This window comes from Dyadobacter sp. CY323 (assembly GCF_021390245.1).
Classification (GTDB): Bacteria; Bacteroidota; Bacteroidia; order Cytophagales; family Spirosomataceae; genus Dyadobacter.
Genome location: NZ_JAJUXH010000020.1, coordinates 1 through 24,717, shown reverse-complemented (window position 1 = coordinate 24,717; position 24,717 = coordinate 1). Strand labels below are relative to the sequence as shown.

The following is a 24,717-nucleotide window of genomic DNA, read 5'->3' as shown; positions in this document are numbered from 1 at the left end:
AAAAAGGGTATGAAAACAAAGATCAGTCTGCTTTTCTATTTGAAGAAGCCGAAAAACTATCAAAAAGGACCTGTACCGATTTATTTGCGGATTACGGTTGAAAGTAAGAGAGCGGAGTTCACAACCGGGCGAGAATGTGAGCCTGGTCGGTGGAATGCCGTTGCAGGACAAGTTACCGGGGCGAAAGAGTCTGTGAAATCGGTCAATGCTTATCTTGGCAACTTAGAGCAGCAATTGTTGGATGCGCACGCCGCGTTGGTTCGTGACAATGCTTTGGTGACTGCGGAAACAATCAAAAACAAGTTTTTAGGCGTCGGCCCCAAACAGCGGCTATTGATGGCGGTGATAGCTGACCATAACGAGCGGATGAAAGTATTAATCGGCCAGGAATATGCGGTCGGTACATTCAACCGCTACAAAGTACTCGAACGTCACACGCTCGCATTCCTGAAAGGCCACTTCAACACAACTGATTTTGATCTCAGCCGCATCGATTTCGCTTTCATCGCCGACTACGAGTTTTATCTGCGCTCTGTTCGTAAGATGGGAAACAATGCGGTGGTCAAACACATGAAGATGTTCCGCAAGATTGTCAATATCTGTCTGGGCAATGGTTGGATGAACCTTGATCCGTATTTAAACTTCAAGGGTAAGTTCAAGAAGGTTGACAAGGCGATCCTCACCAGAGCTGAACTTGACCTGATGGCAAATAAGGAATTCGCCAGTGATCGGCTAGCCCAAGTGCGGGATACCTTTCTCTTTTGTTGCTTCACCGGTCTGGCTTATTCTGACATTCAGAAGCTCGAAAGAAGTCAGATAGCACGAGGGATTGACGGTGAGCAATGGATTTTCAGCCAGCGGACAAAAACGAATGTCAAATCGCATATTCCATTACTGCCAGAAGCGCTTCAAATTATTAATCGATATAAGGAACATCCGCTTTGCGAGTCTCGTGGGTTGGTTCTTCCTGTGCCGAGTAACCAGAAGATGAATGATTATCTAAAAGAGATTGCTGTGATCTGTGGGATCGACAAAGTTCTCACTTCACACGTAGCCAGGCATACGTTCGCTACAACTATAACCTTGCAGAACGGTGTGCCGATTGAAAGCGTTTCGAAAATGCTTGGGCATACAAATATTCGTACTACTCAGATTTATGCGAAGATTCTGGATACGAAGGTTAGCGAGGATATGCAGGCTTTGAAAGGGCTGCTTTCAAAGCGATCTGGCACGGAAGGCTAGCGCTGCACCTTCTCTCTCACGACCCCTCCAGTTTGTGAGAGGGGATCGCGAGAGAGAAGGTGAAAACAGGGAAGAAAATTATGGAAAAAACTATCAATTCAACTTCCAGCGTTTAGTCATTTTTTTAGCTATCAGACCTCTTTTCAAATGGCGTCTCATGTTTACCAGATTTAACCAAAGAAACTGTATTACTTGCCGTCTGGTGAAATTGAACAAGCCAGTTATACTTTTTATCTCCAATAAATAAATCACCTACACTTACTTCAATCAGAGATTGTATCACGATCGGCTTGCAATCGTACACGACCTGCTTTGCTGTTGGATAATCGCCGTGCATGAGAATCACCCAGTAGTTGCAATTGTGATCCAGTCTATCGATTTTGCCACCGATGTCCTCCCGACGCATAGCTCGGATCACAGTTGGGGACTTGAACTGTTCTGACCAGTTGGAGAAACGAGAGTTCAAATCGCGCTTAATTATGAAACGACTCTCCAAGGTTTTCAGAATCTCGGGCCAATCTGTGAAATGCCTATTGAAATCCGCCAGAGCAAACTGAATTCCAATACGGTCAATTTTTTCTTGCCAATACATCGTACATAAATTCGATTCAGCGTGAATATAAGCATTTACCATATCCCTCGTCAACAGCTCTGAATTTAACGCTGTCGTCAGATGATAATCTTTGAGCAACTGCCTGATTTTGTGCCACAACCAGACGGATTATAAAACTGACCATTATAACTTTTCCTTCTTCCGTTCACAGCCAAATTGAGATTGCTTAAGCGTGGATTGCCTCTTACCCGCAATCGGCCAGATGTCAGTTTGTGTTACAACTAATCTGGCCCGCCCAAACGCTCCGGAGTCGCAGGCGGGGGAATTTATAAATATTTTAATGTCGCAACCAGACTCCACCCGAGATTACTCTGTAACAAGATGTGTAAGAATAGTCAGGGTTAGCTAAACGTGAAAGATTTAAAGCAGCTGTTCACCCCCCTCTGCCCGCTAATAATATTTCTCACATTCACACTTTTGACGGAAGTAACATTTGCAGGGCAAGATTCTATCTTTGTAAAGTCGAGTCGACAAATCCATGTTCTGTCCTAAGTTTACCAATGAAGCTAACGTTGTTCAAAAAATACTTCAAGACTTTCAATGACTTGCCTCTTCCTGGAGACGTATGGCAAACTGCTGAATATGAGGCCTATGTAGAGGCTATAGGGCTAAACAAAGATTGTGGCGATTGGTATTTCAAGCAAAAAATCAAAGATGCTGGTATTAACTACAAGAAATATTGCTGCCTGAAAATGGCATATCATCTTATTGAGGACAAGAAGGCCACGCTAGAAAATCCGATAAATTATGATTCAGTAATCACACATAAAAGAATTGATTTTGGTCTTCCCATTCATGATGGAGGGAATTCCTATATCAAAATCGATTTTTGCCCTTGGTGCGGGAAAAAGCTATCTGTGACATAATTGCGACCTTGTTTGTAGCCGAACAAACAAGAGGTTAATCCGGTCTTATAAAATAAGTGCTTTCAATTCAGCGGTTTAATGTCGGCCGCAATCGGTCGGATGTAAGCTGCTGAACAATTCGCTTAAAGGGTTGCTGACAAATGAATCTCATAGTTTTCATATATTTATGCTAATTGCAAGCCGATCACCACAAATTGGTGAGTGACGCGTTGAGTATAGGATTTCGCAGGGCACAACCACTTGATAAGCAATTTGTTACTTCAAAAAGTATGATCCCAGCGGGATCACATAAGGCGCCTCAAAGGGCGCCTTTCTTGTATAAAGCCTCGTCGATTCCGTAGCTCAGCTGGTAGAGCAATCGGTTCGCCGATGCGGCACCGCGCGGCGTCCACTTTTAATGTATGGGTCCTGGCCGGGCCGCCGGGCGGTTCGAATCCTAGCGGGATCACTTAAAGAAGTAACAAAAAGCATCAAAAGCCTGCAGATCAACAGATTAGCAGGCTTTTTTCTTTTCCGGGTTATGCCAAAATATTCAATTTTTAGCTAATTTTTGGTGAGTAATTCGTGAGTTCGGGAATCTGCAAATTTTACTCACCAGAAATTTCCCTTTCCTTTTTCACTAGCGGATTCTGTACGCACGCATGTTAAACGGATTTACGAAAAACTTCAGGCCATTCTTTTACAGAGGCATTTGCAAAAATTCAAAGCCAATCATGAAGCGTCTGAGAAGCTCCAAATCACCCGGGAAGAAACTGCCGAAGGCATTCGGACTTGTAGTTCCGGCCAACAGGGACTTTAAATCCCAAAACCACCACATAGCTGGCATGTATGCTTTGGACTTTGTCAACAGGCACAATGAAGGAGCGATGTATGCGCATGAACTTTCCAATGGGCAGCAACTTCTCGGCCATGCTGATCTTCTGTTTGGAAACAAAAACCTCATTGCCCGTAACTACCTTGATATAATCTTTAATGCTTTCGATCCAAAGAATATCTTTTGTATTGACCTTCACAAACCTTCTTTCAATGCGCAGATAAAGGTAATAGTCCGGAACCTGCTCGGCTGACATGTCCGGCGGTAAGGGTTGCGCCGGATTCAGACCTTTGAATGTAAACATTACCTTTTCCATCGCCCGCAAAAACCTGGGCAGGGGAATCGGCTTCAACAAATAATCGACAATGTCCAGCTCGAACCCGTCCAGGGCATAATCGGGGTAGGCGGTGGTTAATACCACCATGGGCGGCGAGTTCAGGCTGCGGAGTAAATCGGTGCCCGATAGGCCGGGCATTTTCACATCCAGAAACATCAGATCAACATCTGCTGTCCGCAGCATATTGGAAGCAGAAATTGCATTCGAACAAGTACCGATAATTTCGATTTCCGGCAGATGCCCGGCGTACGTCTCTATCACATCAATAGCATGAGGCTCGTCATCGACAACCAGCGTCCTGATTTTCATAAACTACTTTTTTGCGGGTCCAGGGAAACTTCCAGTTCGGCAATAAACATATCCGGTTCATTAAACCATTCAAAACGGTACATGCCGGCATAAATGAGATCGAGCCTTTTCTGAATGTTTTCCAGCCCGATCCTGACCGAATCATCAGCGTGCTGCGCCAAGTCCTGCACATCCGGTTTGCTGTTACTGATCCTAAATATCAGGTTTTGCGCCTGCACACGCAGCTCAATGTTGATCCAGGGCATCTCCACAGTTTCACTTGCACCGTGTTTAAATGCATTTTCCACTAATGGGAACATCAGTAAAGGGGTGATCCGCTGCATATGGATGTCGCCGGTGACCGACCAATTCAGATCTAGCCTGCTCTCGTAGCGCACTTTCTCAAGCATGATGTAATCGTGCAATATTTCAACATCCCTTTTGAGCAGCACCTTTTCAGCTGAACATTCGTAAAGCATGTAACGCAGCACATTCGAGATCTGCAAGATGATTTCCGTCGTTTTCGCAGATCCCGCCAGCGCAAAAGCGTACAGGTTGTTGAGTGAGTTGAATAGGAAATGCGGATGCAGCTGGCTCCTCAGAAAATTCAACTCCGCCTGAAAAGCCGCCTCCCTTCGCTCATACCACAAAACAACAAATTTAAGAGCCACGCCAATCCAAACGACCACATTGCTCCTTTCCACTGCATTCACAAAATCGACCGGCCGCAAGAGCTGCTCCACCCACGTCCCGTCCAATTTTGACCAGGTAAAACCGCTGTCCCTGCATTTGTAGTATTGATAAACATACGGATCGGCTATAAAAATCTCATCGAGCCGGTACAGGACGGCGGCCAGAAACAAACATCCCAGTACCGAAAAAACGGTCTGTAAATATTTCCCGGGTAAGAATAACCGGGTTAAAACTGGTCCGCAGAGAAAGTAATAATAGCAGATATGCACGGGCAGCAGAAGCAAAACCGTGGTAATGCCGAGCCGGTAATCCTGAAAAGCGGTACCATAAATAAGTAACAGCAACAAAACCGCCGAAATCCAGAACAGCAGTTGCCGAAGAACAGGATTATTTAAAAGATGTGGGCCGGGTTTCACCTTCAATGATTTTTGTGCCTTTATCCGGGAAGTAAGTAGTGCCACAAGGTTAGCAATTAATTAAATGGTCGGAGTTGTGCGACATGGATTAGTCGACAGAAACCATGTTGCGTCGACGAACGAAGCTTGGCTATCTCTCATTGCTGAAAAGGTTCTTCAGACAATGTAAGCAATCGATTAGACCGGGAGTTGTACGAAAAAAGTAGTTCCTGCGCCTTTGGCGGATTCAAACCAGATCCTTCCTCCGTGTGCATCAACTATTTGCCTGCAAATCGAGAGTCCGATACCAAAGGATTGCTCACCGGCCGTTCCCGATCTTCGCGCCTTGTTCGAGGGAAGAAAAATCTCATCTTTCAGGTTCTCAGGTATCCCGATTCCATTGTCCCTGACAGACAGCACAACCTGTTCGTTTTTTCTTTCCAAATTGACCCACACCGTGCTGCCCGGCTCTGAAAATTTGATCGCATTACTAAGCAGGTTGCAGAACACCCGCCATATCTTTTCCCGGTCGACCGGTACTGTAACTTCTTCATAATGAAAATCCAGAACCTGTTGCTTTTCATTGGCCTTATGCTGAAGCATATCGATGCAGGATTGCACAATCTCTTGCAAGGCAACATCAATTTTGGAAATTTTTTCCCGGTCCGAGCTCGACTGGAGTATCTGACCGATCAATGCATTCGCCATATCACCAGAATCCTGAATGGCGGTAATTATTTCGAGCTGGTCTTCGGTTGGCAAGTGCTCCCAGAAAACCAGATGGGATGCCGATATCATCGCAGCAATGGGACTCCGCAGATCGTGCGCGACAATCCTTAATACAGCTTCATTTTCAATCTCGGCCTGTTCCAATGCATTGACTGTGTCCTGCAAAACGATATTCCTCTGCGTGATGGCCTTATTCAATTTCGTTACAGCCTTGATATTTTTGATGGTTTTCAGGGCATTTCGCCAAATGAGGTAAACAATCACACTCAGCGTAATTGAGATCAGGATTGCGAATTTCAGGATCAGTTCTTCCCGCGCATCCTTTTCAGTGGCAAGCTCAATCTCGTGTTGACGCTGGATCTGCTGAAGTAGCTGCCCGACATCGCTTTTATTTTCTGCATTTTTCCTCAATTGTTCAATACGGTCCCGTTCCATATTAGCTATCAACAACTTGCCTGCATCTTCAAACTTCCCTTGACCAAACAAAATAGCAGCTTCCAGTTTCCGGTACAATCCATCACTGGCAACAGGGTCCGATGCTCCCGGCAAGCTTTTCAGAATGGACAATTGTTCCTCTGCCCGGGAATATCGTTTTGAATCAATATACAGCCTGGCCAGAGTTACGCGCGATTCTTTCTCCACTTCCAAAGACCAGTCGATTTCGTTATCATGTTCCAGGCAGCTTTTTATAAGTCTCTCGGCGACCTTTGTTTCACCTTTTAATGCATATGCCTCAGCCTGATTTCGTTTAATGACAAGCCGGGCAAATTTGATAAAATTCGTTTCTCGAGGAAATTCGGGGGCATGTTTGTCGATGAAATCCATTGCCTGCTGGAAATAGCGCAATGCGATCTCAGGCTCATTCCTGAAAAGGTGAGCAATCCCGATATTCCGCAGACTCCCCTGCTTTTCGATAAATTGAAGCTGAAAATTGTCTGGTTCACGGCATTCAGACAGTTCTTTAAGTTCCTGTTTCCAGTATTCGATAGCCTGATAGTAATTACCTTCTTTGAAGGAAATATTGGCAATCCGGCTGCTGTATCGGGCGCATTCACAAATCTCACCCAGTCCGGTCAGGAAAGATTTCCCATTGTAGTAATTCCGGTATGCCTGATAAAATTCTCTTTGTTTCAACAAATCGTCTCCTTTTAAAAGCAAGGCTTTCGAGTATTCAATCGGGTATTTTTCACGGATAGAAGAAGGTGAAAACAGTTGCAGCAGGCTGTCGGTATAAATCAGCGCATTTTGGGCAAGTGTAGAATCCCGGTGACTCAATACTTTCATAAACTTATAATACTGAATCCGGTCGCTGAGAGCAGGTTTGCCCATCGCTGCCATGAACGAATCGAGCCGCATTACAGCCTTTTTAATGCCGATTCTTCGAGAGCTGCGATCCAGGCTGTCGATCCATGTTTTTAGCCGGTCCCCGTGATCCGGTTCGACGGACCGCTGGCATCCAGTGAGATTCCAGAGTAGTAAAAGATGGATGAGAATAATGCGCAACTGGGTCGTGTAAAAAAATAGGTACAAACGGTTCATTGCGACTGTTCACTGCGATATGTCGATACTTTATCTTCGATCCGTGGCGCTTTAAATCCGCAAAATCTACGCAGAAATTATTTATCACAGTTGTAGAAAAAATTTAAGTAGTTAAATGACTACACATCACCCGCAGTAACTACTCGCCCGCAATTCATTCCATCTCTAACCGCAGCTCTGCACTTTCCAACCCGGGGGCAGCTGCTTTTAAGACTACACTTCCTTTTGAGCCTTTGGGACGAACAATGGCCAGGCACCTGCCACGAAATGTGGATGTGTACGATCGTTGAAAACTAGCCGGACCTGTCGGGTTCGCATTACCTGCACCGGCCAGCTCCGCATTTCCTCTGAGTTCGAAAGAGACCTGTACGGCCGGGCCCGCCACTACATTGCCGGAGTCATCCACTACCTCGACGGCCACATAAGACAGGTCGTTCCGGTCGGCCTTAATCGCACTCCGATCAGCCTTAATGCTCAACCGACTGGGCTTTCCGGCCGTTTTCAAGCTAAACGAACCCGATTCGTTTCCTTTGTCAAAAGACCTTGCTTTCAGTTCGCCTGGCTGATAAGGCACTGTAAATACCGCAGTAATGGTACTGTCCGCGATCGTTTGCTCGCCGATCAGTTTGCCATTCAATTCCAGCCGTACCAATGGACTTCGTGAGAAAACACGGACTTGCATGGGCTTTCCTTCCTCCGCCGCCCAGGACCAGCTTTGATGTTCATCCGGCCAGCCCCAGTTGGTCACCGATTCCTTCATTCCTTCGGGAATGCCGCTATGAACGGCCATGGTAACCGCCCGGTTTCGCCATACCACGTCCCTGTAATAAGACTGCGGTTTCTTAAAACCGATCAGGTCCAGATCGCCGCACCAGGCGTTATACCACGGCCAGGGAAGTACGGCAGGAATCTTGTCTTTATTGGATTTTGGTTCTGAAAGTGTGTGACCGATGGCTGTCTCGCCCATATAGTCCATTGCTGTCCATACAAAGTCCCCGATCACATACGGATGCTTTTCGACCATGTTCCAATTTTCAAGTGCCTCACTGGCAAAGGTTTCCGTTCCGAGTATCACGCGGTTGGGGTGGCGTGCGTGATCGGATTCATAATTTTTCCATTCATAGTTGTAGCCGCCGACGTCCAGTAATGCAAATGCAGGATCGGAGTCTGTCCAGGTTTTGCCGGGATGCTGCCAGAAAACGCAGAGTGCCTCGGTAACAGGGCGTGTCGGATCTAGCCTGTGGGCTTCGTCTACCAGATTCTTCGTGATACGTAATCCCGAAGAATCTGCGCGTTCAAAGATCTCATTTCCAATGCTCCACATGATCACGGACGGATGGTTACGGTCGCGTTCGATCATGGCTGCCAGGTCGCGCTGCCACCATTCGGCGAAAAAACGGTGATAATCCTGCGGTTTTTTGGGATGTTGCCACATATCAAACGCTTCATCGATCACCAGCAATCCGAGCCGGTCGCAGGCATCCAGAAAACTCGTGGAAGGCGGGTTATGACTGGACCTTACCGCATTAAACCCATTCGCTTTCAAAAGTTCTGCTTTCCGTTCTTCGGCGCGGTCGATAGCTACGGCGCCCAGCGGGCCGTTATCATGATGCACGCAGCCACCTTTCAGTAAAACCCTTTTCCCATTCAATACAAATCCTTCTTTTGCATTAAAACGGATTGACCGGATGCCAAAGGAAGTAATGAGACTATCCAATCGCTTTTTCCCGGAAATCAAAACCACTTTCGCCTGATACAAATGCGGTGTTTCGGGAGACCACAAGGCGGGCTTTGCAACGGTAATCTCCTGCCCGCCGACCGAACTGGCCGTAGCTGTTGTTTTAATGTCTTTAACCTGCATTCCTGCCGGCGACAGAAGAGTAGTTTCTACAAACAGAGGAAACTTCGAGCCATTTGCATGGCTGATGTTCACTTTCACGCGCACCTTCGATGCCATTTCCGAAACCTCGGGCGTCGTGATTACAAGGCCTGCTTCGGCGATGTGTACCGGTTCTATCACATTTAACCAAACATGTCGATAAAGGCCGGAACCCGTGTACCAGCGCGTGTTTTGCCCGATATTCTTAACCCGCACCGCCAATACATTTTTCTGTCCGGTCGGCAACAGATATTTTGTAAGATCGTATGAATAAGGTGTATAACCGTTGGGATGAAAACCCAGGTGCCTGCCATTCAGCCATACATCGGTTTCCATGTAGGAACCTTCAAAATGAATACTGATCTGCTTGTTCTTTTCAGCATTACCGAGGGTGAAGGACTTACGGTACCAGCCCGTGCCGCCGACGGTATAACCTGTGGAAGTCCCGCCAACGCTTTCCCGCGAGAACGGTCCGATCACACGATCGGTACTCTGATTTGGCAGGTCTTCGATGCTCCAGTCGTGCGGGAGATCCAGCTTTCGCCAGCTTTTATCATCATAGCCTGGCTTTTCGGCCTGAATGGTACTGTCTTTCAAAAACACCCAATCCGCATTGAATAGTTGTTTTCGGGCTATTTTGACCTGCGATTTGGCAAGAACCGGAATCAGCAGACAGGCTGCCAGCAGTATCGTTTTCATTTGCATTTATTAGAAAATTAAAAAACCATTGCGTGCCGGATCAACCGGCCGGCTGGCCAGATCAATTGCAACCGCCCGTTCGCACAGGCTGATTTTGACAATACGTTTCAATCTGTATGGTCGGGGTTAATGCAAAATCCATATGGATTCTTATGAAAGAACAAACTAATACGATCGAGAGAGCCAACAAGGCACTGCAAAATGAAATTGTAAGATTTGAAAAGAAAAAGTACAAATTCGCTGTCTGGAGGATAGAATGGAGTGCACACTAATGCGTCAACGTCGACTCCGCATTTATGACATCGGAGAGCTGGTCAATCAGTTCGTTGGCTTGGTAATGGTATTCCTCCTCGTTCAGGATACCTTTTTTATGGAGGAGAAGCAACCGGTCGAGATCGCTTTCGATTTGGCCCCGACTCGGTCGTTTTTGCTTGACATAGTGCTTCCTGCGCACCTTTCGTCTGCGTTTTGGACGGCACAGATCAATAATCCGTATGACCAAAAAAGTGCAGATCCCGACAACAAGCACCGCTAACAGGTCCAGAAGTATCATCGCAATGGAGAATTTTTTAGTTGTCAAAATGTAAAAACTCTCCACTATTAATAGTTGTGGAGCTTACTTCTGGTACCTATTTAGAAGCCCGGGACGACGGATTTCTAACGTCTGAAAAATTACGAATATTTAATGTCCGGAAAAATATCCTGAGATGTACTATATAAGAAAAAATTGATGAGAAAGTTCTTACTACTAATCCGCGAAGACATTAACCTGCTTTCCAAATGTCGGAGGAAGAAATGCAACAAGATATCGCTTAAATGAACAGTTGGGTGGAAGAATTGTACCGTTCTCATTACAATTCAGGCAGCTTAAATTCAACTTTTACCTCTTTGGTAGAAACAGTCTGGTTGGGGCACAGACCCTCGGTTTTATAAACCGTCGCCGTATAACTCCCTGAAATGAACGTCTTTTTATCAATTTTCTCAACACTCGTGATAGTCACCGAGCCCGGAGACGCTCTGTTGTCCTGGCAATCCCAGAGATGACTGGTGTAAACTGGCTGCCCAATGTGCCCGACTAAAACTTCTGCCTTTCCTGATTTCGAACCTTTATCGTTCCAGTAAGAATACGAGCCGGCTCTCAGTTCCGGCGCATAAATGAACAACGAAACGACTTCATTGTCTCCTTTGTAATTGCCCGAAATGAGGTAGTAGTCGGCTATCTTAATGTATGCAAAATGCTCACTTTCAATGTCGGCCCCATCGACCGTCGCTACAAAGTAGGATTCGCCGACGATCAGGACCTCGTGCATTAAGATCACTTTTCCCTTTTTTCCCGGGAACACCAGGTCGCAGGTAATGAGCACCGGATTCGCGGCGGGCAACACGGCAGGGGCCGTATAAGTGGCACCGTTATATTTACCGGCTATTTTCCCGGCGCCGATCACAGCCCAGTTAACACCCAGGTTTTTAGCCTGTTTCAATGGCTTTTCAAGTGAATCTTTGGGGTAGTTTTTATCGTAAGTCATCAATCCCGCGGCCAGTTCCAGGGATTCACCGCAACGCACTTTCCCGCCATTATTATCGAGAATGGACGTGAATTCAATTTGAGCCAATTCATAGTCAGTCCAGTCGCTGAAATGGGCCATTGGTACCATAACCTCGCGGGTATTTTTATTTACTTGAACACCAGCCACATCATACCAAACCTTATTGCTGCGCTGATATGACACTCCGAAATTTGTCAGGTCGTCACTGCTCAATTCTTTTTCGTTGTATTTAAAAGTCAGGCTGGCAGGTTTTCTAAAATGCAGTCCCTCAGGTGAAAATCGAAACGCGCGCCCCAAACCGTTGGGATTTTGATTGGTAATGGGCTGAACCGAAATGCTGGTCGGCTCTGTCAATGCACCCGCCGGGATGGTTAACTTGACTTGCCCATCAGCAGAGCTGATCGTGCCGCCTTCCGGGCCGATTGTTTTGGCACTGATGGTCCCGTCGGGCTGGCCAATTTCTGTGGGAGTTCCTGTTGCACCGCCCGGAAGTTCAAGGCCCGGGTCGTCAGGAACAATTGTCGGGTCGTTTTCGTGGCAGGCGGCGAGGCAGCTAGTCATAACGATCGCTGCGATCATGAAGTAGTGGTTTAATTTCATTTTTCTGGCTGTTTTGATTTTTTGTGTTACAAAACTTGCCCTAAAAAAGGAACGGTTCAGCCTCTAACCGCTGAATCGCTACTATGACGTTGTGAAATGTGACTGACCGGGTATGGATTGTGTTAGTTCGTTATATTGGTTGGTCTGTGTGTTTCGTAAAATGTAACGGAGAAAGATATCACAGTATAAAAAAGTGAGGCAGGTCTTAGGAAAGTAAACCAAAAATTCCTCTATGACAGCTTTGATGAATGCGATCAATAAAAATAACGCCTCACTCGTTCAGCAACTTATTGAAAATGGGACAGATGTAAATGAACTCGACGCAAACCGGGACGCCCCGCTGGTGATTGCGGCTTACAAAGGATATAACCAGATAGTAAAATTATTGCTGGAAGCTGGTGCTGATGTTCGCGCGGTGGATCCAGGCATGAAGGCAACCGCGCTACACGCCGCAGCCTACGCCGGCCGCACCGAAGCTGCCAAACTCCTGATCGATTACAACATCGACATCAACAAACAAGGCCCCTACAATGGCTACACGGCCCTCCACGACGCCATTTGGCAAGACAATAGGGACATTGTAAAATTGCTATTGGATGCCAATGCAGATTTGAGCCTGCTTTCGAACGATGGGAAGTCAGCGCTGGATTTTGCGAAAAGCAGAGGGAGAAACGAAATCGTTGGGTTGATTGAGGAGAAGTTGTGAAGGTAAGCAAATGAGCTGTCAGACCATTTTGTTGACGTCAACAAAATGATCCGAGACGCTCTAAACGTACTTTTTTCTATTCTGCATTTTTTTTGCTATTCGTTAACCTTTTTTTTTCAGATGCTTTGTCACTGGATTTTATCCGGCGTTCCAGTTTTTTAATGTCTTCTTCCGCTGGCAATTCTTCTGGCTTAATGCCGCTTTTTTCCAAGAGTGTTCTGATATCCCCGTTGTTTTGTACGTGCTCGTCGGCAATTTTCGCTTCACCTTTAAGATCGTTTTTATTGACATTGAAATTGGTAATCTCTGCGGCTAACTGTTTTGCTGAGATCGTAATAGTCGGCAGGAAATCAGCCAATGGGCGATTTTCCGCAATTCCGAGCTTGCGCTTCATCTCGCTGGTATTGTGGCCACCGAAAAGCGCACCGTCGCCTTTGCTACGGATGCTTGCGAAACCTTTGCTATCAACACCTCTTTCAAAAATGTTTTTCGATAATTGTGATTCGGTAACAGCTAGTTTTTCCCTGGCTTGCAGACGCTCCATAAGTCGGATACGTTCTTCCAATAATTCCTGCTTGCGCGTTTGTATCGCGAAGTAGCTTTGGGCAAAAGCAATTTGCTCTTTCTTCGGATCTCCGTTCTGGGCGATCAGGTAGCATGCATATCTTGTAAGCATTACATCTTCGACTTCGCGCTGCCCGCCTTTACCTACTTCGATCATTTTGTTGACGTCAACAAAATGATCTGAGACGCTCTCAGACGTGTTTTTGCAACTTTCCTTCGCTTTTTCAATCGCATTGGTAAAGTTCCGCCACCCATTGTAGCCAAGCAAAATTTGTAGTTCACGAGCCAGCCAGTATTCAACTCCATCTTGCTCGTACGCGGCTTCTTCGAAGGTTTCATTCAGCTGAGTTATCAACGAAATTTTCATAGTGCGTTTTCTTGATTTTGACATAATTCGATCTTTTCAAATATAGAATGATTCAATTTGAATAATTAACCGCAGGAAAAGTCACATCAACCGGAAAATTTATGACAGTCATTTGCAACTCATTTACAATCAAGTTCACTCTAACTATTCTTTCACAAATTCCCGACTGTCAGATCCTTGTCGTAAAATCACCTTCTTACTCTCGGGAAAAAATTCAAACGTAGCACTGGCTGACGGGAATGCAAATGCATTTTTCCCAAGCGTCTGCAGTTGCGCCGGTTCCTGGGCGTTGATTGACACGAAAAGAGCTTTTTCCCTACTGGAAAAACCAAGTTTGAAGCTTACACCGGTACTACTATACGTACCCTCAAACGGGGTCACGTCCAGGTTACTGATCTCTTTAGCCAATGCGATGATAGGCTCGACCTGATCTGTTTCGACAATACCTTCCGTGGATTCCAATCTGGCCATGATGCCCCAACCATAAAAATCATTCGCAACAGCGATGAGGAGCTCATTTTCACCTGATTTCAGATTCAATGGCATGCGGGTGTTGTTTATGGAGATCCGTCCCTCGGGATATTTTCGCATTCCCTGCGCAAAAAGGTTTTTGTCAACGAGTACCATCTGATTGTTCACAAATACCCAAATTTCGTCACTGAAACCGAGATGGAGGCTGGTCTTCATTGCCTCTTTCGCAGTAATTTTTGTTTTTAACCAAACCACTCTCCGGCTTTTACTCGCTCCGTATTTGCGCGTCAGATTTACCAGACCAATTCGCTCAGCCGAAACGGTATCTGTAAAAGCCGAGGGTTGAGGTAAGTTGCGGAACGATACCTCGCTGCCGTCCGGCAAATTCTGCGGGGTAGCCAGTGCCCATTTTCTCAGGTAAGTAGCGTCGTGGTCCGTAAGATCCGGTAATGCAATTGGGCTGAGATCCTCTGTTTCATTAGGTTTTACTTGCACATTCGCAATATAGGACGATCCTTCAAACGCAATACTTCCCTGCCGCTCAGTTCCCTCGAGCTTAGGTATGTCCAATACTGGTTTGAGTGCGTGGTTTAGAAACACCTGCATTCTTGCGCCGGACATCACCAATTTTACGTGGTTCCATTCACCCGCTTTCACCATAGCCGGAGCCTGGTACTCCGGATACATGTCCCACATATTTACCCCATCAAAATACGGGGTATATTGAATGCCCTCATTAGCCAGTTTGCTACCCATTTTGCCAGTCCTGAAATACACGATTTCCTGCTCCCTGGCATCTTTTCTGTGAAAATAAATGGATAATCCAAACTCCGGAAGCACGGGTTCAATGTCGTATTCGATCGTACCGTCTTTGAAAACCACGTCCTTTAGAACAACCTGGCCGGAGTTCGGGGCAATCTTCATGGCTTTTAATCCTTTATACTCCGTAAAGGTTACCTTACCTTCCTGAAACTCCCATTTTTCAGGTGAGATCGAAATGTGATGATCTGGTTTTTTGGATACGGGCGTTTCTTTTTTCTTTTGTCCAAAACTTTGGATCGCGAGGAAAATAAATAGAATCTGAACAAACTTCTTCATGGCATTTTTGCGGTTTGATTTTGGGCAAAAATGCAATCAGGATCGGTTCAGGCCGGTTCAAACTTGCGCCAAGTTTAATGCAAGTTCATAATGCTACTCTTCATCCGTGCCTTCAAAGTAATTCACGACCGTCATCAAGGGTAATGTTGTCCGGTCGGCGGCATTGGACATTTGTATCACAGCCCGGTCGATATTCGCTTTATCGAAACCGATGAAATTGCCCTCGATCACCTCCCCGGGCCTGACCTGGTAGGAGATCACTTTGTTTATGTACTTCGTGGCGCGTTTCTGCAATCCTGTAAGTTGTTGTTCAGACATAGTTCTGTTACTTATTAAGAGCTTTTCATCAAAAGTAATGCCGGTCCCATTATCCTGCGGCCAATTCTGTTTTATTCCTTTCCGGATTTAAAATTCCTCGCATTAAAGTGCATTCCCTTCGATCAAAACAATCCGTTCCACCGACTCATCTTTCAAGTGCATATGCCGCAGCCTTTCCGGATCATCCCGGTAGCCTTCAAAGTTTTTACGATCCTCAAAACGGACAAGATGTATTTCGTATGGAAATCCGGTGGTAGTGGCAACCACCGAAGAAACGGGCGGACGCACACGATAAACCAGCTCCCCATGATGTCGCTGAAGTAATGGCAAAACCTGGTCTTCGAAAAAATGAAATGTACTTTCCTTTCCTTCTTTGATAAAAATGAGCTGGGTGTAATAGATCATAGTTTGCTGTATTAAAAAGAAACTGTAAATTCAGGTCATTATCAATTTATTCAAAACCATCTTGTTGAAATCAAATGGCAGCAGTATTGATTATCTCGGGCATTGTATTGTTGTGGTATTGCATGAAAGCCGTTAGAATGAATCCGGAGAAACCTAATTTCACCAAAGCATTTGTCGCAGCGGCTTTCTGGCCGTTTTCATTGTTCATGAAAAGGTACTAGGCCGGATTTGACTAGTTAAGCTGACTTTGACTGTTTATTTCCGCATTCAAAATACTAAGAATATCAGCGGGTTTCGACAACAAATAATCAGGATCGGCATCAATAACCGCCTGCCTGATATCATACCCCCACTCTACCCAGGCCACCCGAACGCCGGCTTTCTTGCAGGCGACAATATCCCGTAATTCATCGCCTACATATAATATCTGATCTGCTGTCATTCCGTATTTTTTCAGGAATGCTTTTATCAGCTTATCCTTTCCAAAAAGACTTCTGCTACAATAAATCCGGGTGATTGATCCGATTTCGTTGGCTTTCAGAAATAATTCGATATTACTTTTCACATTGGAAGAAATAATGGCAGTCTCAAACCCTTCCCGGTGGAGCGACTGGAGCATTTCCCTGATCCCCTCAAACAACTTCACATGCTGCAATGCATTTTTATACAAATTCAAGAACTCGACCGCGAGAAATGGGATTCGGTACACGGGAACTTTCAGGTAGCGGCAGCGCTCATTTATAGTTAAGGTTTGTAAATACGCCAGAGTATCCGGTTCGATTGCTCTGTACTTATTTTTCGCTGCAATTTGGTTGTAAACCGAAATAAAGACATCCTTTGAATCCGCCAGCGTCCCGTCAAAATCGAATATAATGCACTTTACCATTGTTACAATTCTTTTGTAAACTCATACACCGCCCCGCCCTGCTTTAAAGTCATTTGCTTTTCATTTGGATTGAACTCCATCACGACCCCGGCCTGATCAAACTTAAAAACTCGCTCAGCATCGCAATGGATAATCGCTACTCCCTTTTTAAATGATACTGACCATCTCCGTCTCATTTTTCGGCTGCGTGTTCCAGGTCAGGTAATCGGGCCCACTTGTAAACTTGTGGATGCCGCTGCGGTGGTTGAGCAACATGCTGAGTGTGATCTTATCGAGTTTTCCTTTATCGAAGTATTGAGAGGTGCGGTTTTGAATACTACATGCAAGAATTATTAACGAAAGAAATAGTCTTCTCATCGTGGCAGGTTTATAAAGTAAAAAGTTAATCGTTTAAAGATAAATTTTTACCGATAAAATCGCACTTAAGTAAAGCCTATTTCTTGGTTAAATCAAAAAGTTGCTTCCAGAATGATTCGTTTAAATGGATAAAAAACAGGCGGCTTTTCGAATTTTTCCTGTAATAATCTCCTGTATTCCGAAATGAATTCATCGCGGATTTCTCCATCCAGTTTTTCGGTATATGGAATCAGCGCAGTGCCGGAAACCCAATCGAACAATGCATTGGAATCTTGCAAAACGAGCGGATATATTTTCTCAAATACATTCATAACCCGACTTCTCTGCTCAAAAAGAATGCGGGCGTACTGGTCGATGTCGAGAACAGGCGAAGTCCGTGTCCAGCCTTGCAATGCAGTTCTAAAAGGTTCTTTTTCAGCTAACCGATTCAGCATCCGGTTGGAAATATTATGATGCTGATCGGGCATCTGGATCAGCAATTGCCCGCCCGGTTTGAGCATTGAAATGATGTTGGGAAAAAGCGTCTCGTGGTCGTCCACCCATTGGACTGCCGCATTCGAAAAGACCAGATCGTATTTACCATCCAACCCAACCTGTTCCTCAATGGTCCGCTGCTCAAATCTCACCCGATTGTTGGCAAATGCCAGTGAATCGCGGAGCATTTCCTCAGACGAATCAATACCTAAAACGGTGGAATCCGGCAATGAGTCTGCCAATTTCCGCGTAAGCTCGCCGGTACCGCAACCGAGATCGATGACCTCCATTCCAGGTTTTACTTTTACCAGTTCAAGCAGATCATAGAACGGTCTGAACCGGTCTGATTTGAATTGATTGTACGTTTCTGGGTTCCAGGCCATTTCTATGTTTGTTTGGATTAAAAGAAAAATCCCTGCAATTCTAACACGATGTCGAGTTGCAGGGATAATGCAGTTATTGAATTTGACTATTGTTGTTTCTCTTTTTTCTTTTTCGAATTGTCAACAATCGCACCAGTTCCGGCACCTACGCCAGCTCCGATCAGGCTACCGATCAATGCACCTTCGCCGCGTTTTTTGTTGACGATCGCACCGGTAATTGCCCCGGTACCAGCCCCCACTACTGCACCTTTGGCGGTGTGGTTCCATTTTTTCTTTTTAGGTGTTTCTGCGGGCGCACTGTAGCTATTTGCGACAACCTGCTGCTTTTCTTCCTTAGCTCTCTCCTCCTCACGCTGCGCCATTACTGCATTCATCGAGTCTACAACTGCCTGCTTTTCAAGCGCCATTTTCATAGAATCAATAGTCGCCTGTTTTGCCTTCAAAGCTGCTTCATTATTGTCAGAATTACTGTTACAAGCGTTCAAAATTACCAGCGCGAATAACATTGAAATTAGTGATTTCATCTTTTATAGATGGATGGTTATACAACGGTATAATCCAAAATCGTGCCAGTAGCGCTTAATGGGAATGTATCCTCGAAAATCTAACACTGCATGTTAGATTTTCGAGGATACATTCCGCTATTTTACCAATTTATACCCCTCAATTTCCCCCAGCAAATCCATTGCATGGATCGTCGGCTCCCATTCTTTTCCGGCAAAAATCAGCCTGAACCAGTTTTTATCCCGGTTCTCGAATTTGATATTTGTAAAAAACCACCACGCAAGAAAGGTAAGTACCGCGGTCACTACTCCCTGGATCAGGTAAAAAGTAACTCCGCCATTTTTTATCAATGCATCACTAATGTAAAACGTAGTCCAAACCGGAAACTGGAGAAACAGAATGCGGGTGATTTGGATCGTGGAAGATTGCAGACGAGCAATCCGTTCCTGCGTTTTTAGCAAAGATTCACTGATATCGGTCTGGTAAATGAGGATTATTTGGTATGCATAAACAACAATCGCGGCCTTCGTCAACAACACCTGGATGATCGCGGAAACCAGAAAAAACGGGCTGGCATAAGACCAGGTTGCGATAATGATCGTATCGACAAATGCGATCCACAAAATGCCAATGATAATGGTAAATAGTTTGACCGGTTTCATTGATCCCAGCAGTGAGCCGATCTTCATGCGGGTGATATCTTCCGTGTTTTTGCGGTTCAATACCAGATTTTGTTCCAGCTTCCGGTCGTAGCTTTTCCAGAGTGCCATTAATTCAGTTTCTTCCATTTTGTTTATGATTTTAATGCCTGAAATTTTTGTTTGAGTTGTTCTTTGATCCTCGAAATTTTCGTAGAAACATTTGTGGATGTGATGCCGAGAATTTCCGCGATTTCCTGCTGACTGTTTTCTTCCAGATAAAGCAGGATGATTGCCCGGTCGAATTCCCTGAGTTCGCGGATAAACCGGTGTAGCGTACCAATGTCAGAATCCGGCTCCGGTGTACCGATATCCTCCGTGAGATCCATAATATCCGGTCTCAGCGGCGCATTGATTTTCTCCCTGACATTTTCTTTCCGGTAAAAAGAAATGGAAACGTTTAGGGCTATACGGTACATCCATGTGGTTATCCTGAATTGCTCGTCGTATTTTGGAAAACCTAGCCACAGCTGAATGACTATTTCCTGAATGAGGTCTTTTCGGTTTTCGGGATCGCGGCAATACGCATTGGCAACCTTGTAGATAATACCCTTGTTCGCCTCCATAACGGCCAGGAAAGTCGGGGCATCTCGGGTCAGGGGCATTGGCAGGAGTTGTTTTTCATTTCGGAATAATTTAAGAATAATGATTTGTTTTCTTAATTATTCGCTGCTGCCATCGAAATGTCACAAATCGGACCTTTTTAATTTCGTCCCATTCCAAATGGCTTTGTAATGCGGCTCTCCTTCCATTTCGAAGTGGAGTTCCTTTGTCGCTGAGTTATAATCATATTTGACACTTGTATCCTCCCAGAATTCATTTTCAAAATCGAACGGTAATTCTTCACTGACATAATGCAAATGCATTGTTTTTCCCTGTTCTGAAAAAATGGCGACGTGGAAATGATTGGGATAACCTTTGTCGGCATACATATCATAGCCGGTGGATTGCGCCGCCAGCAAAAACCGTTGCCGATGATCTTTTAATGCATATCTAAATGGCACAAAATCATGGGGCCGGAAATCGGTGTAGTACATTTTCCCATTGATCTTCAATGCATAAACCATATCAAAAGTAAATTCCGGCTGACCTTGCGTACGATATGCCTGATTATGAAAAACGGTATCGATACGGACAATCGAGTTAGCTAGCAGTTTTCCGGCAATGCCTTCCGGGTTGTTCAGGTTTTTAGATTCAAATAAGAGAATTCCTGTTTTCGGGGTAAACAAAAAAGCGAAATCCTCGGCATTAGCAGCAATTTCCGTCTGAGGTTCAATGATAGAGCCAGTCGCTTCAAGACGTTCTTTGTCAATGCTTTTTTTGGAATAAACACCATTGACGAAGTTGAAATTGTTCCCGGAAACAATCGTAACCTGCCCCGAGGCATTCAGGGAAACCATGAAGATCAGGAACGCAAATGCAACTCTCATTCTGCTTTACTTTATCGAGCCTACTGCTTTATCAATCTCCCCACTAAAATTCTTCAAAACCTCGCTCACTCGCAAAACACCTTCCTCAGCCTCCGCCCAGTTCTTCTGCTCAATGGCTTCCCGGATCATCGGCAGCGTTTTTACGCCATAACCCGTATAAAATCCGGGCGCGTAAATCTGGTGCTTGTACCACGGACGTCTCGGTAAACCCTTTTGGTTGATCAGGTAACGTTCCGTTTTGTAAATAATCTGGTTGACCTGAGCGATTTTGTCGGCCGAAATGCTTTCCGGTTTCGCCATGAGTTTGGAATACGCTGCGGCACTTTCCTCCAACTTTGCCAATGCATTTTCGAGCGGCGCGAAATTGATGTGCGGCGCCACCTCCATTTTAGTAATGTTCTGTTTCGGTTCTTTGGGATCGGCTACTGCCTCAAAACGGCCTTCCGCAAGAAGCTTGTTGTGTTCCAATGCAGCCGTCCGCGCGGTTTCCAGTTGCTTTTTCACGTCTGTGGCATACATCTGCACCGTGTTCGAAAAGTTGCCAAATTCGAAAGGCAGAAGTTCTGCATTTGCGAACCGGAGTACCGAGCGACCAATGGTTTTAGCCAAAGTAACCCCATATGCAAAATCGCCGTCTTTAAACCGGATGTAATCATCATACGAATCAAAAATCGAGTGATAATCACCTCCGGCATCTTCCCCGCCATAACCCAGATTAAGCGACGAAATGCCCAAATGCTGAATAAATGGCGTATAATCCGAGCCCGAACCGAGTGCGCCAATGCGTAAGTCGGGGCGCGTGCGGGCTTCCTGCCTGGCTGTCGGGTTGCCGTCCACAATCGTTTTTGAGCGCAGTCTTTCGAGCACGCTTGTACCTTTTTCCGGATCGATCACATCGCGACCAACCTGATTGATGAATTTTTCGAGTGTATGCGAGCCGCCCGCGCCCAGGTACCCGCGCCCATTACCATCGGAATTCACATACACCACTGCCTTTTCCTTCAAAATATCCTGATACTTTTCCACCCATTCCGTCGACCCCAGCAAGCCGGGCTCCTCTCCGTCCCACCAGCAATACACGATCGTTCTTTTAGGTTTCCAGCCCGTTTTTACCAATTCACCCAATGCGCGGGCTTCCTCCAATTCAGCCACTGCGCCGCTCACCGGATCGGCCGCACCGAATACCCACGCATCATGGTGGTTGCCACGAAGTACCCATTGATCCGGAAATTCGCTGCCTTTCAATGTGGCGATCACATTATAGCAAGGCACAATATCAAAATTGAATTCGAGTTTTAAATGCACTTTTGCCGGACCCGGACCAATGTGGTACGTGATCGGCAATGCACCACGCCAGGCTGCTGGCGCAACTTGTCCGCCCAATGCTTTTAATAGTGGCAATGCATCTGCGTAAGAAATCGGCAGAACCGGAATTTTCATCATCGACGGAGCTTCCTCCACAGTTAATCTCTTTTTATCACCGCTGGCATAAAATCCATTCGTTAGCGGGTCGCCAGGAGCCTGCGGCAAGTCCACAACCGAGCCACGCTGAGCACCTGTCTCATTTTTAAATGGACCTTTTGGATACACATCTCCCTGAAAATAACCGTCTTCTTTCGGGTCCGAATAAATAATGCAGCCGATCGCACCTTTTTCAAAAGCCACTTTCGGTTTGATCCCACGCCAGGAATTCCCATACTTAGCAATTACGATTTTGCCTTTTACATCAATCCCAAGCCTTTCAAGTTCCTCATAATCAGCAGGGATGCCATAATTCACAAAGACGAGCTCCGCCGTTACATCCCCATTCGCAGAGTACGCATGGTATGGCGGCAACACATCCTTCGTCTGGCCCGAGGTACCATCTTCCTTAAATGGCTTTTCCATTAAAGAAGCCTTGAATTTTGTTGGCTCAGTTAGTTCCAGGATCCTTACTTTGGGCGTTGGGAACAACACATGCACGGTGTCGATTTTTGTATCAAAACCCCAGGAAGTCAGCTTGTCTTTTATGTAATGCGCATTCTTTAATCCATACGCCGAGCCTACCTGATGCGGATAGGCGGTCATGATCTTCATCCATTCTTTCAGATTATCAGCTTTCAGCTGTTTGTCGAAAGCGGCTTCGAGATCCAGCTGCTTTTTTGCAGACTCTGCGCCGAAACCCATGAGTTGCTGGGCATGAACCTGACTTACCAAAGCCAGTATGAATATTAAGATGTAATGAAGATTTTTTTGGGAAACGTGCCTCATGGAATGGAGTGAATAATTGTTTGGTACGTAATATAGTAAAGTGTACTAAAAAAAGCTCCAAACCCGATCGAAACCGGTTTTGGAGCTTATAATATACTTATATGAATTCTTACTTCTGCGATTTGAGCAACTCGTCCAGATTCTCCAATCCCATTGTAAAACCTTCTTTGAAACCCATTTCAAGGTGCTTTTCAAGATCTGAAAGTTCATTGAACAAAAGTACGATGCTCACTACGGTACCTTCTCCCTCCGCATTAAAGGAGGTCAGCCAGCCAGAACCGGGGAGAAAATCGCTTGGAGTTCCATTTTCATCACAAAACATATCCTCTGATGAATAGGATTCTTGCGGCGTGATCGATTTGTAATCCATGCGCGCCCAATGCTCCTCACCCTCCGGGCCAACCATCGCATATAGCCAGTGTCCGCCTTCCCTGAAATCCATTTCCTTCGTTCTGGCTTTCCATGGTTTCGGCGCCCACCATTGGTCGAGCAGCTCTTTTTGCGTCCACGCAGCCCATACGCGGGCTACCGGCGCGGCAAATTCCCGCTCGACATTGACCTTCTTATTTTCCTTGTCAACTGTGAAATTCATCAAAAGGTTAGTTTTCATAATCATTTGGATTTAAGTTATTTAATACTTGGTCTAGTTGATTAAATCGATCTTCCCAAAGCTTTTTAAACTGTTCCAGCCACTGATCTACCTCCCTCATCTGCTTTGCATTAAAATGATAATAAATTTCCCTGCCAGCCGATTCCTGTCTAACCAGCTGACATTCGGTCAAAATCTTGATATGCTTCGAGACCGCCTGTCGGCTGGTATCAAAATGCTCCGCCAAAGCATTGGGCGTCATCGCCTGCAATGCGATCAAGCTCAATATCGCCCGCCGCGTAGGATCAGCAATAGCCTGAAAAACGTCTCTTCTAAATTCTTTTGGCATTGTTCTCAGTTCAATTCGCAACGTTATGATTGCAAATATAGATGCAACTTTATAGTTGCGCAAGGATTTTGAAAAGTTTTTATGTGGAGGGGCTTTGTGCTTGTTTTGCCCCTAAATCCCCCGAGGGGGACTTTTGCGTTTACGTGGGAGGATGGCAACTGTTCTCCCCTTCAGGGGTCGGGGGCAGAAAACAAATGCTGGTTGGGCTCCTTTGCCCCTAAATCCCCCGAGGGGGACTTTTGCATTTAGCATGGGGATAGCAACTGTCTCCCCTTCAGGGGTCGGGGGCAGAAAACAGATGCCGGTTGAGCTCCTTTGCCCCTAAATCCCCCGAGGGGGACTTTTGCGTTTAGCATGGGAGGATGGCAACTGTCTCCCCTTCAGGGGTCGGGGGCAGAAAACAGATGCTGGTTGGGCTCCTTTGCCCCTAAATCCCCCGAGGGGGACTTTTGCGTTTACGTGGGAGGATGGCAACTGTTCTCCCCTTCAGGGGTCGGGGGCAGAAAACAGATGCTGGTTGGGCTCCTTTGCCCCTAAATCCCCCGAGGGGGACTTTTGCGTTTGCGTGGGAGGATGGCTATTGTCTCCCTTTCAGGGGTCGGGGGCAGAAAACAGATGCTGGTTGGG

24 protein-coding genes are annotated in these 24,717 nt (G+C 45.8%); 4 read left to right on the top strand and 20 right to left on the bottom strand.

Annotated elements, in window-relative coordinates; all coding sequences use genetic code 11:
• Positions 1 to 9 precede the first annotated feature (9 nt).
• The gene (locus LZG72_RS23265; RefSeq protein WP_233877534.1) at positions 10 to 1,242 is read left to right on the top strand and encodes a site-specific integrase; all 1,233 of its coding nucleotides are present in this window, start codon (positions 10 to 12) and stop codon (positions 1,240 to 1,242) included.
• 124 nt (positions 1,243 to 1,366) lie between these two features.
• Here the strand turns inward: LZG72_RS23265 and LZG72_RS23260 are convergent, their stop codons facing one another.
• Positions 1,367 to 1,954, bottom strand: coding sequence for a hypothetical protein (locus LZG72_RS23260; RefSeq protein ID WP_233877533.1), 588 nt, complete (start codon positions 1,952 to 1,954; stop codon positions 1,367 to 1,369).
• A gap of 401 nt (positions 1,955 to 2,355) precedes the next feature.
• On the opposite strand from LZG72_RS23260, the gene LZG72_RS23255 reads away from it, so the two are divergent.
• A complete protein-coding gene (locus tag LZG72_RS23255) occupies positions 2,356 to 2,721 on the top strand; it encodes a DUF6980 family protein (protein ID WP_233877532.1) in 366 nt (121 codons plus the stop codon).
• 737 nt (positions 2,722 to 3,458) lie between these two features.
• Here the strand turns inward: LZG72_RS23255 and LZG72_RS23250 are convergent.
• From LZG72_RS23250 to LZG72_RS23235, 4 genes are all read right to left on the bottom strand, one after another.
• A complete protein-coding gene (locus tag LZG72_RS23250) occupies positions 3,459 to 4,181 on the bottom strand; it encodes a LytTR family DNA-binding domain-containing protein (protein WP_233877531.1) in 723 nt (240 codons plus the stop codon).
• Complete coding sequence (locus LZG72_RS23245) at positions 4,178 to 5,314, bottom strand: sensor histidine kinase (RefSeq protein ID WP_233877530.1); 1,137 nt, start codon at positions 5,312 to 5,314, stop codon at positions 4,178 to 4,180. The genes LZG72_RS23250 and LZG72_RS23245 overlap by 4 nt, the downstream gene beginning before the upstream one ends.
• 132 nt (positions 5,315 to 5,446) lie before the next feature.
• Positions 5,447 to 7,516 carry a tetratricopeptide repeat-containing sensor histidine kinase gene (locus LZG72_RS23240; protein WP_233877529.1) on the bottom strand — a complete coding sequence of 690 codons (2,070 nt, stop codon included), beginning with the start codon at positions 7,514 to 7,516 and terminating at the stop codon, positions 5,447 to 5,449.
• 154 nt (positions 7,517 to 7,670) lie between these two features.
• Positions 7,671 to 10,094: a glycoside hydrolase family 2 TIM barrel-domain containing protein gene (locus LZG72_RS23235; protein ID WP_233877528.1), complete on the bottom strand. Its 2,424-nt coding sequence runs from the start codon at positions 10,092 to 10,094 to the stop codon at positions 7,671 to 7,673.
• A 271-nt stretch (positions 10,095 to 10,365) separates the two neighbouring features.
• On the opposite strand from LZG72_RS23235, the gene LZG72_RS23230 reads away from it, so the two are divergent.
• A complete protein-coding gene (locus tag LZG72_RS23230; RefSeq protein WP_233877527.1) occupies positions 10,366 to 10,629 on the top strand; it encodes a hypothetical protein in 264 nt (87 codons plus the stop codon).
• A gap of 316 nt (positions 10,630 to 10,945) precedes the next feature.
• On the opposite strand, the gene LZG72_RS23225 is transcribed toward LZG72_RS23230, so the two are convergent.
• Positions 10,946 to 12,241, bottom strand: coding sequence for a hypothetical protein (locus LZG72_RS23225; RefSeq protein ID WP_233877526.1), 1,296 nt, complete (start codon positions 12,239 to 12,241; stop codon positions 10,946 to 10,948).
• Between the two features lie 232 nt (positions 12,242 to 12,473).
• Here LZG72_RS23225 and LZG72_RS23220 point away from each other — a divergent pair, with 232 nt between their 5' ends.
• Positions 12,474 to 12,947: an ankyrin repeat domain-containing protein gene (locus LZG72_RS23220; RefSeq protein ID WP_233877525.1), complete on the top strand. Its 474-nt coding sequence runs from the start codon at positions 12,474 to 12,476 to the stop codon at positions 12,945 to 12,947.
• Between the two features lie 76 nt (positions 12,948 to 13,023).
• On the opposite strand, the gene dinD is transcribed toward LZG72_RS23220, so the two are convergent.
• The 14 genes from dinD to LZG72_RS23150 form a co-directional block, all read right to left on the bottom strand.
• Positions 13,024 to 13,878, bottom strand: coding sequence for a DNA damage-inducible protein D (gene dinD, locus LZG72_RS23215; protein ID WP_233877524.1), 855 nt, complete (start codon positions 13,876 to 13,878; stop codon positions 13,024 to 13,026).
• Between the two features lie 144 nt (positions 13,879 to 14,022).
• Complete coding sequence (locus tag LZG72_RS23210; protein WP_233877523.1) at positions 14,023 to 15,447, bottom strand: DUF1080 domain-containing protein; 1,425 nt, start codon at positions 15,445 to 15,447, stop codon at positions 14,023 to 14,025.
• Between the two features lie 93 nt (positions 15,448 to 15,540).
• Entirely contained in the window at positions 15,541 to 15,765 is a 225-nt protein-coding gene (locus tag LZG72_RS23205; protein WP_233877522.1) for a hypothetical protein, read from the bottom strand.
• A 102-nt stretch (positions 15,766 to 15,867) separates the two neighbouring features.
• On the bottom strand, positions 15,868 to 16,170 hold the full coding sequence (locus tag LZG72_RS23200) for a DUF1330 domain-containing protein (protein ID WP_233877521.1): 303 nt from the start codon (positions 16,168 to 16,170) through the stop codon (positions 15,868 to 15,870).
• A gap of 232 nt (positions 16,171 to 16,402) precedes the next feature.
• Positions 16,403 to 17,056, bottom strand: coding sequence for an HAD-IA family hydrolase (locus LZG72_RS23195; RefSeq protein WP_233877520.1), 654 nt, complete (start codon positions 17,054 to 17,056; stop codon positions 16,403 to 16,405).
• A 147-nt stretch (positions 17,057 to 17,203) separates the two neighbouring features.
• Complete coding sequence (locus LZG72_RS23190; protein ID WP_233877519.1) at positions 17,204 to 17,413, bottom strand: hypothetical protein; 210 nt, start codon at positions 17,411 to 17,413, stop codon at positions 17,204 to 17,206.
• Between the two features lie 92 nt (positions 17,414 to 17,505).
• A complete protein-coding gene (locus tag LZG72_RS23185) occupies positions 17,506 to 18,270 on the bottom strand; it encodes a methyltransferase domain-containing protein (protein ID WP_233877518.1) in 765 nt (254 codons plus the stop codon).
• A gap of 86 nt (positions 18,271 to 18,356) precedes the next feature.
• Positions 18,357 to 18,794 carry a glycine zipper family protein gene (locus tag LZG72_RS23180; RefSeq protein WP_233877517.1) on the bottom strand — a complete coding sequence of 146 codons (438 nt, stop codon included), beginning with the start codon at positions 18,792 to 18,794 and terminating at the stop codon, positions 18,357 to 18,359.
• Between the two features lie 117 nt (positions 18,795 to 18,911).
• Positions 18,912 to 19,562, bottom strand: coding sequence for a hypothetical protein (locus LZG72_RS23175; protein WP_233877516.1), 651 nt, complete (start codon positions 19,560 to 19,562; stop codon positions 18,912 to 18,914).
• A 5-nt stretch (positions 19,563 to 19,567) separates the two neighbouring features.
• On the bottom strand, positions 19,568 to 20,077 hold the full coding sequence (locus LZG72_RS23170; protein WP_233877515.1) for an RNA polymerase sigma factor: 510 nt from the start codon (positions 20,075 to 20,077) through the stop codon (positions 19,568 to 19,570).
• 81 nt (positions 20,078 to 20,158) lie between these two features.
• Complete coding sequence (locus tag LZG72_RS23165; RefSeq protein WP_233877514.1) at positions 20,159 to 20,902, bottom strand: hypothetical protein; 744 nt, start codon at positions 20,900 to 20,902, stop codon at positions 20,159 to 20,161.
• 6 nt (positions 20,903 to 20,908) lie between these two features.
• The gene (locus LZG72_RS23160; protein ID WP_233877513.1) at positions 20,909 to 23,152 is read right to left on the bottom strand and encodes a M28 family metallopeptidase; all 2,244 of its coding nucleotides are present in this window, start codon (positions 23,150 to 23,152) and stop codon (positions 20,909 to 20,911) included.
• A 109-nt stretch (positions 23,153 to 23,261) separates the two neighbouring features.
• Entirely contained in the window at positions 23,262 to 23,762 is a 501-nt protein-coding gene (locus LZG72_RS23155; protein ID WP_233877512.1) for an SRPBCC domain-containing protein, read from the bottom strand.
• Positions 23,752 to 24,090 (bottom strand): helix-turn-helix transcriptional regulator, encoded by a 339-nt coding sequence (locus LZG72_RS23150; RefSeq protein WP_233877511.1) that lies wholly within the window; start codon positions 24,088 to 24,090, stop codon positions 23,752 to 23,754. Before LZG72_RS23150 ends, LZG72_RS23155 begins: the two co-directional genes overlap by 11 nt.
• Between the last annotated feature and the right edge of the window lie 627 nt (positions 24,091 to 24,717).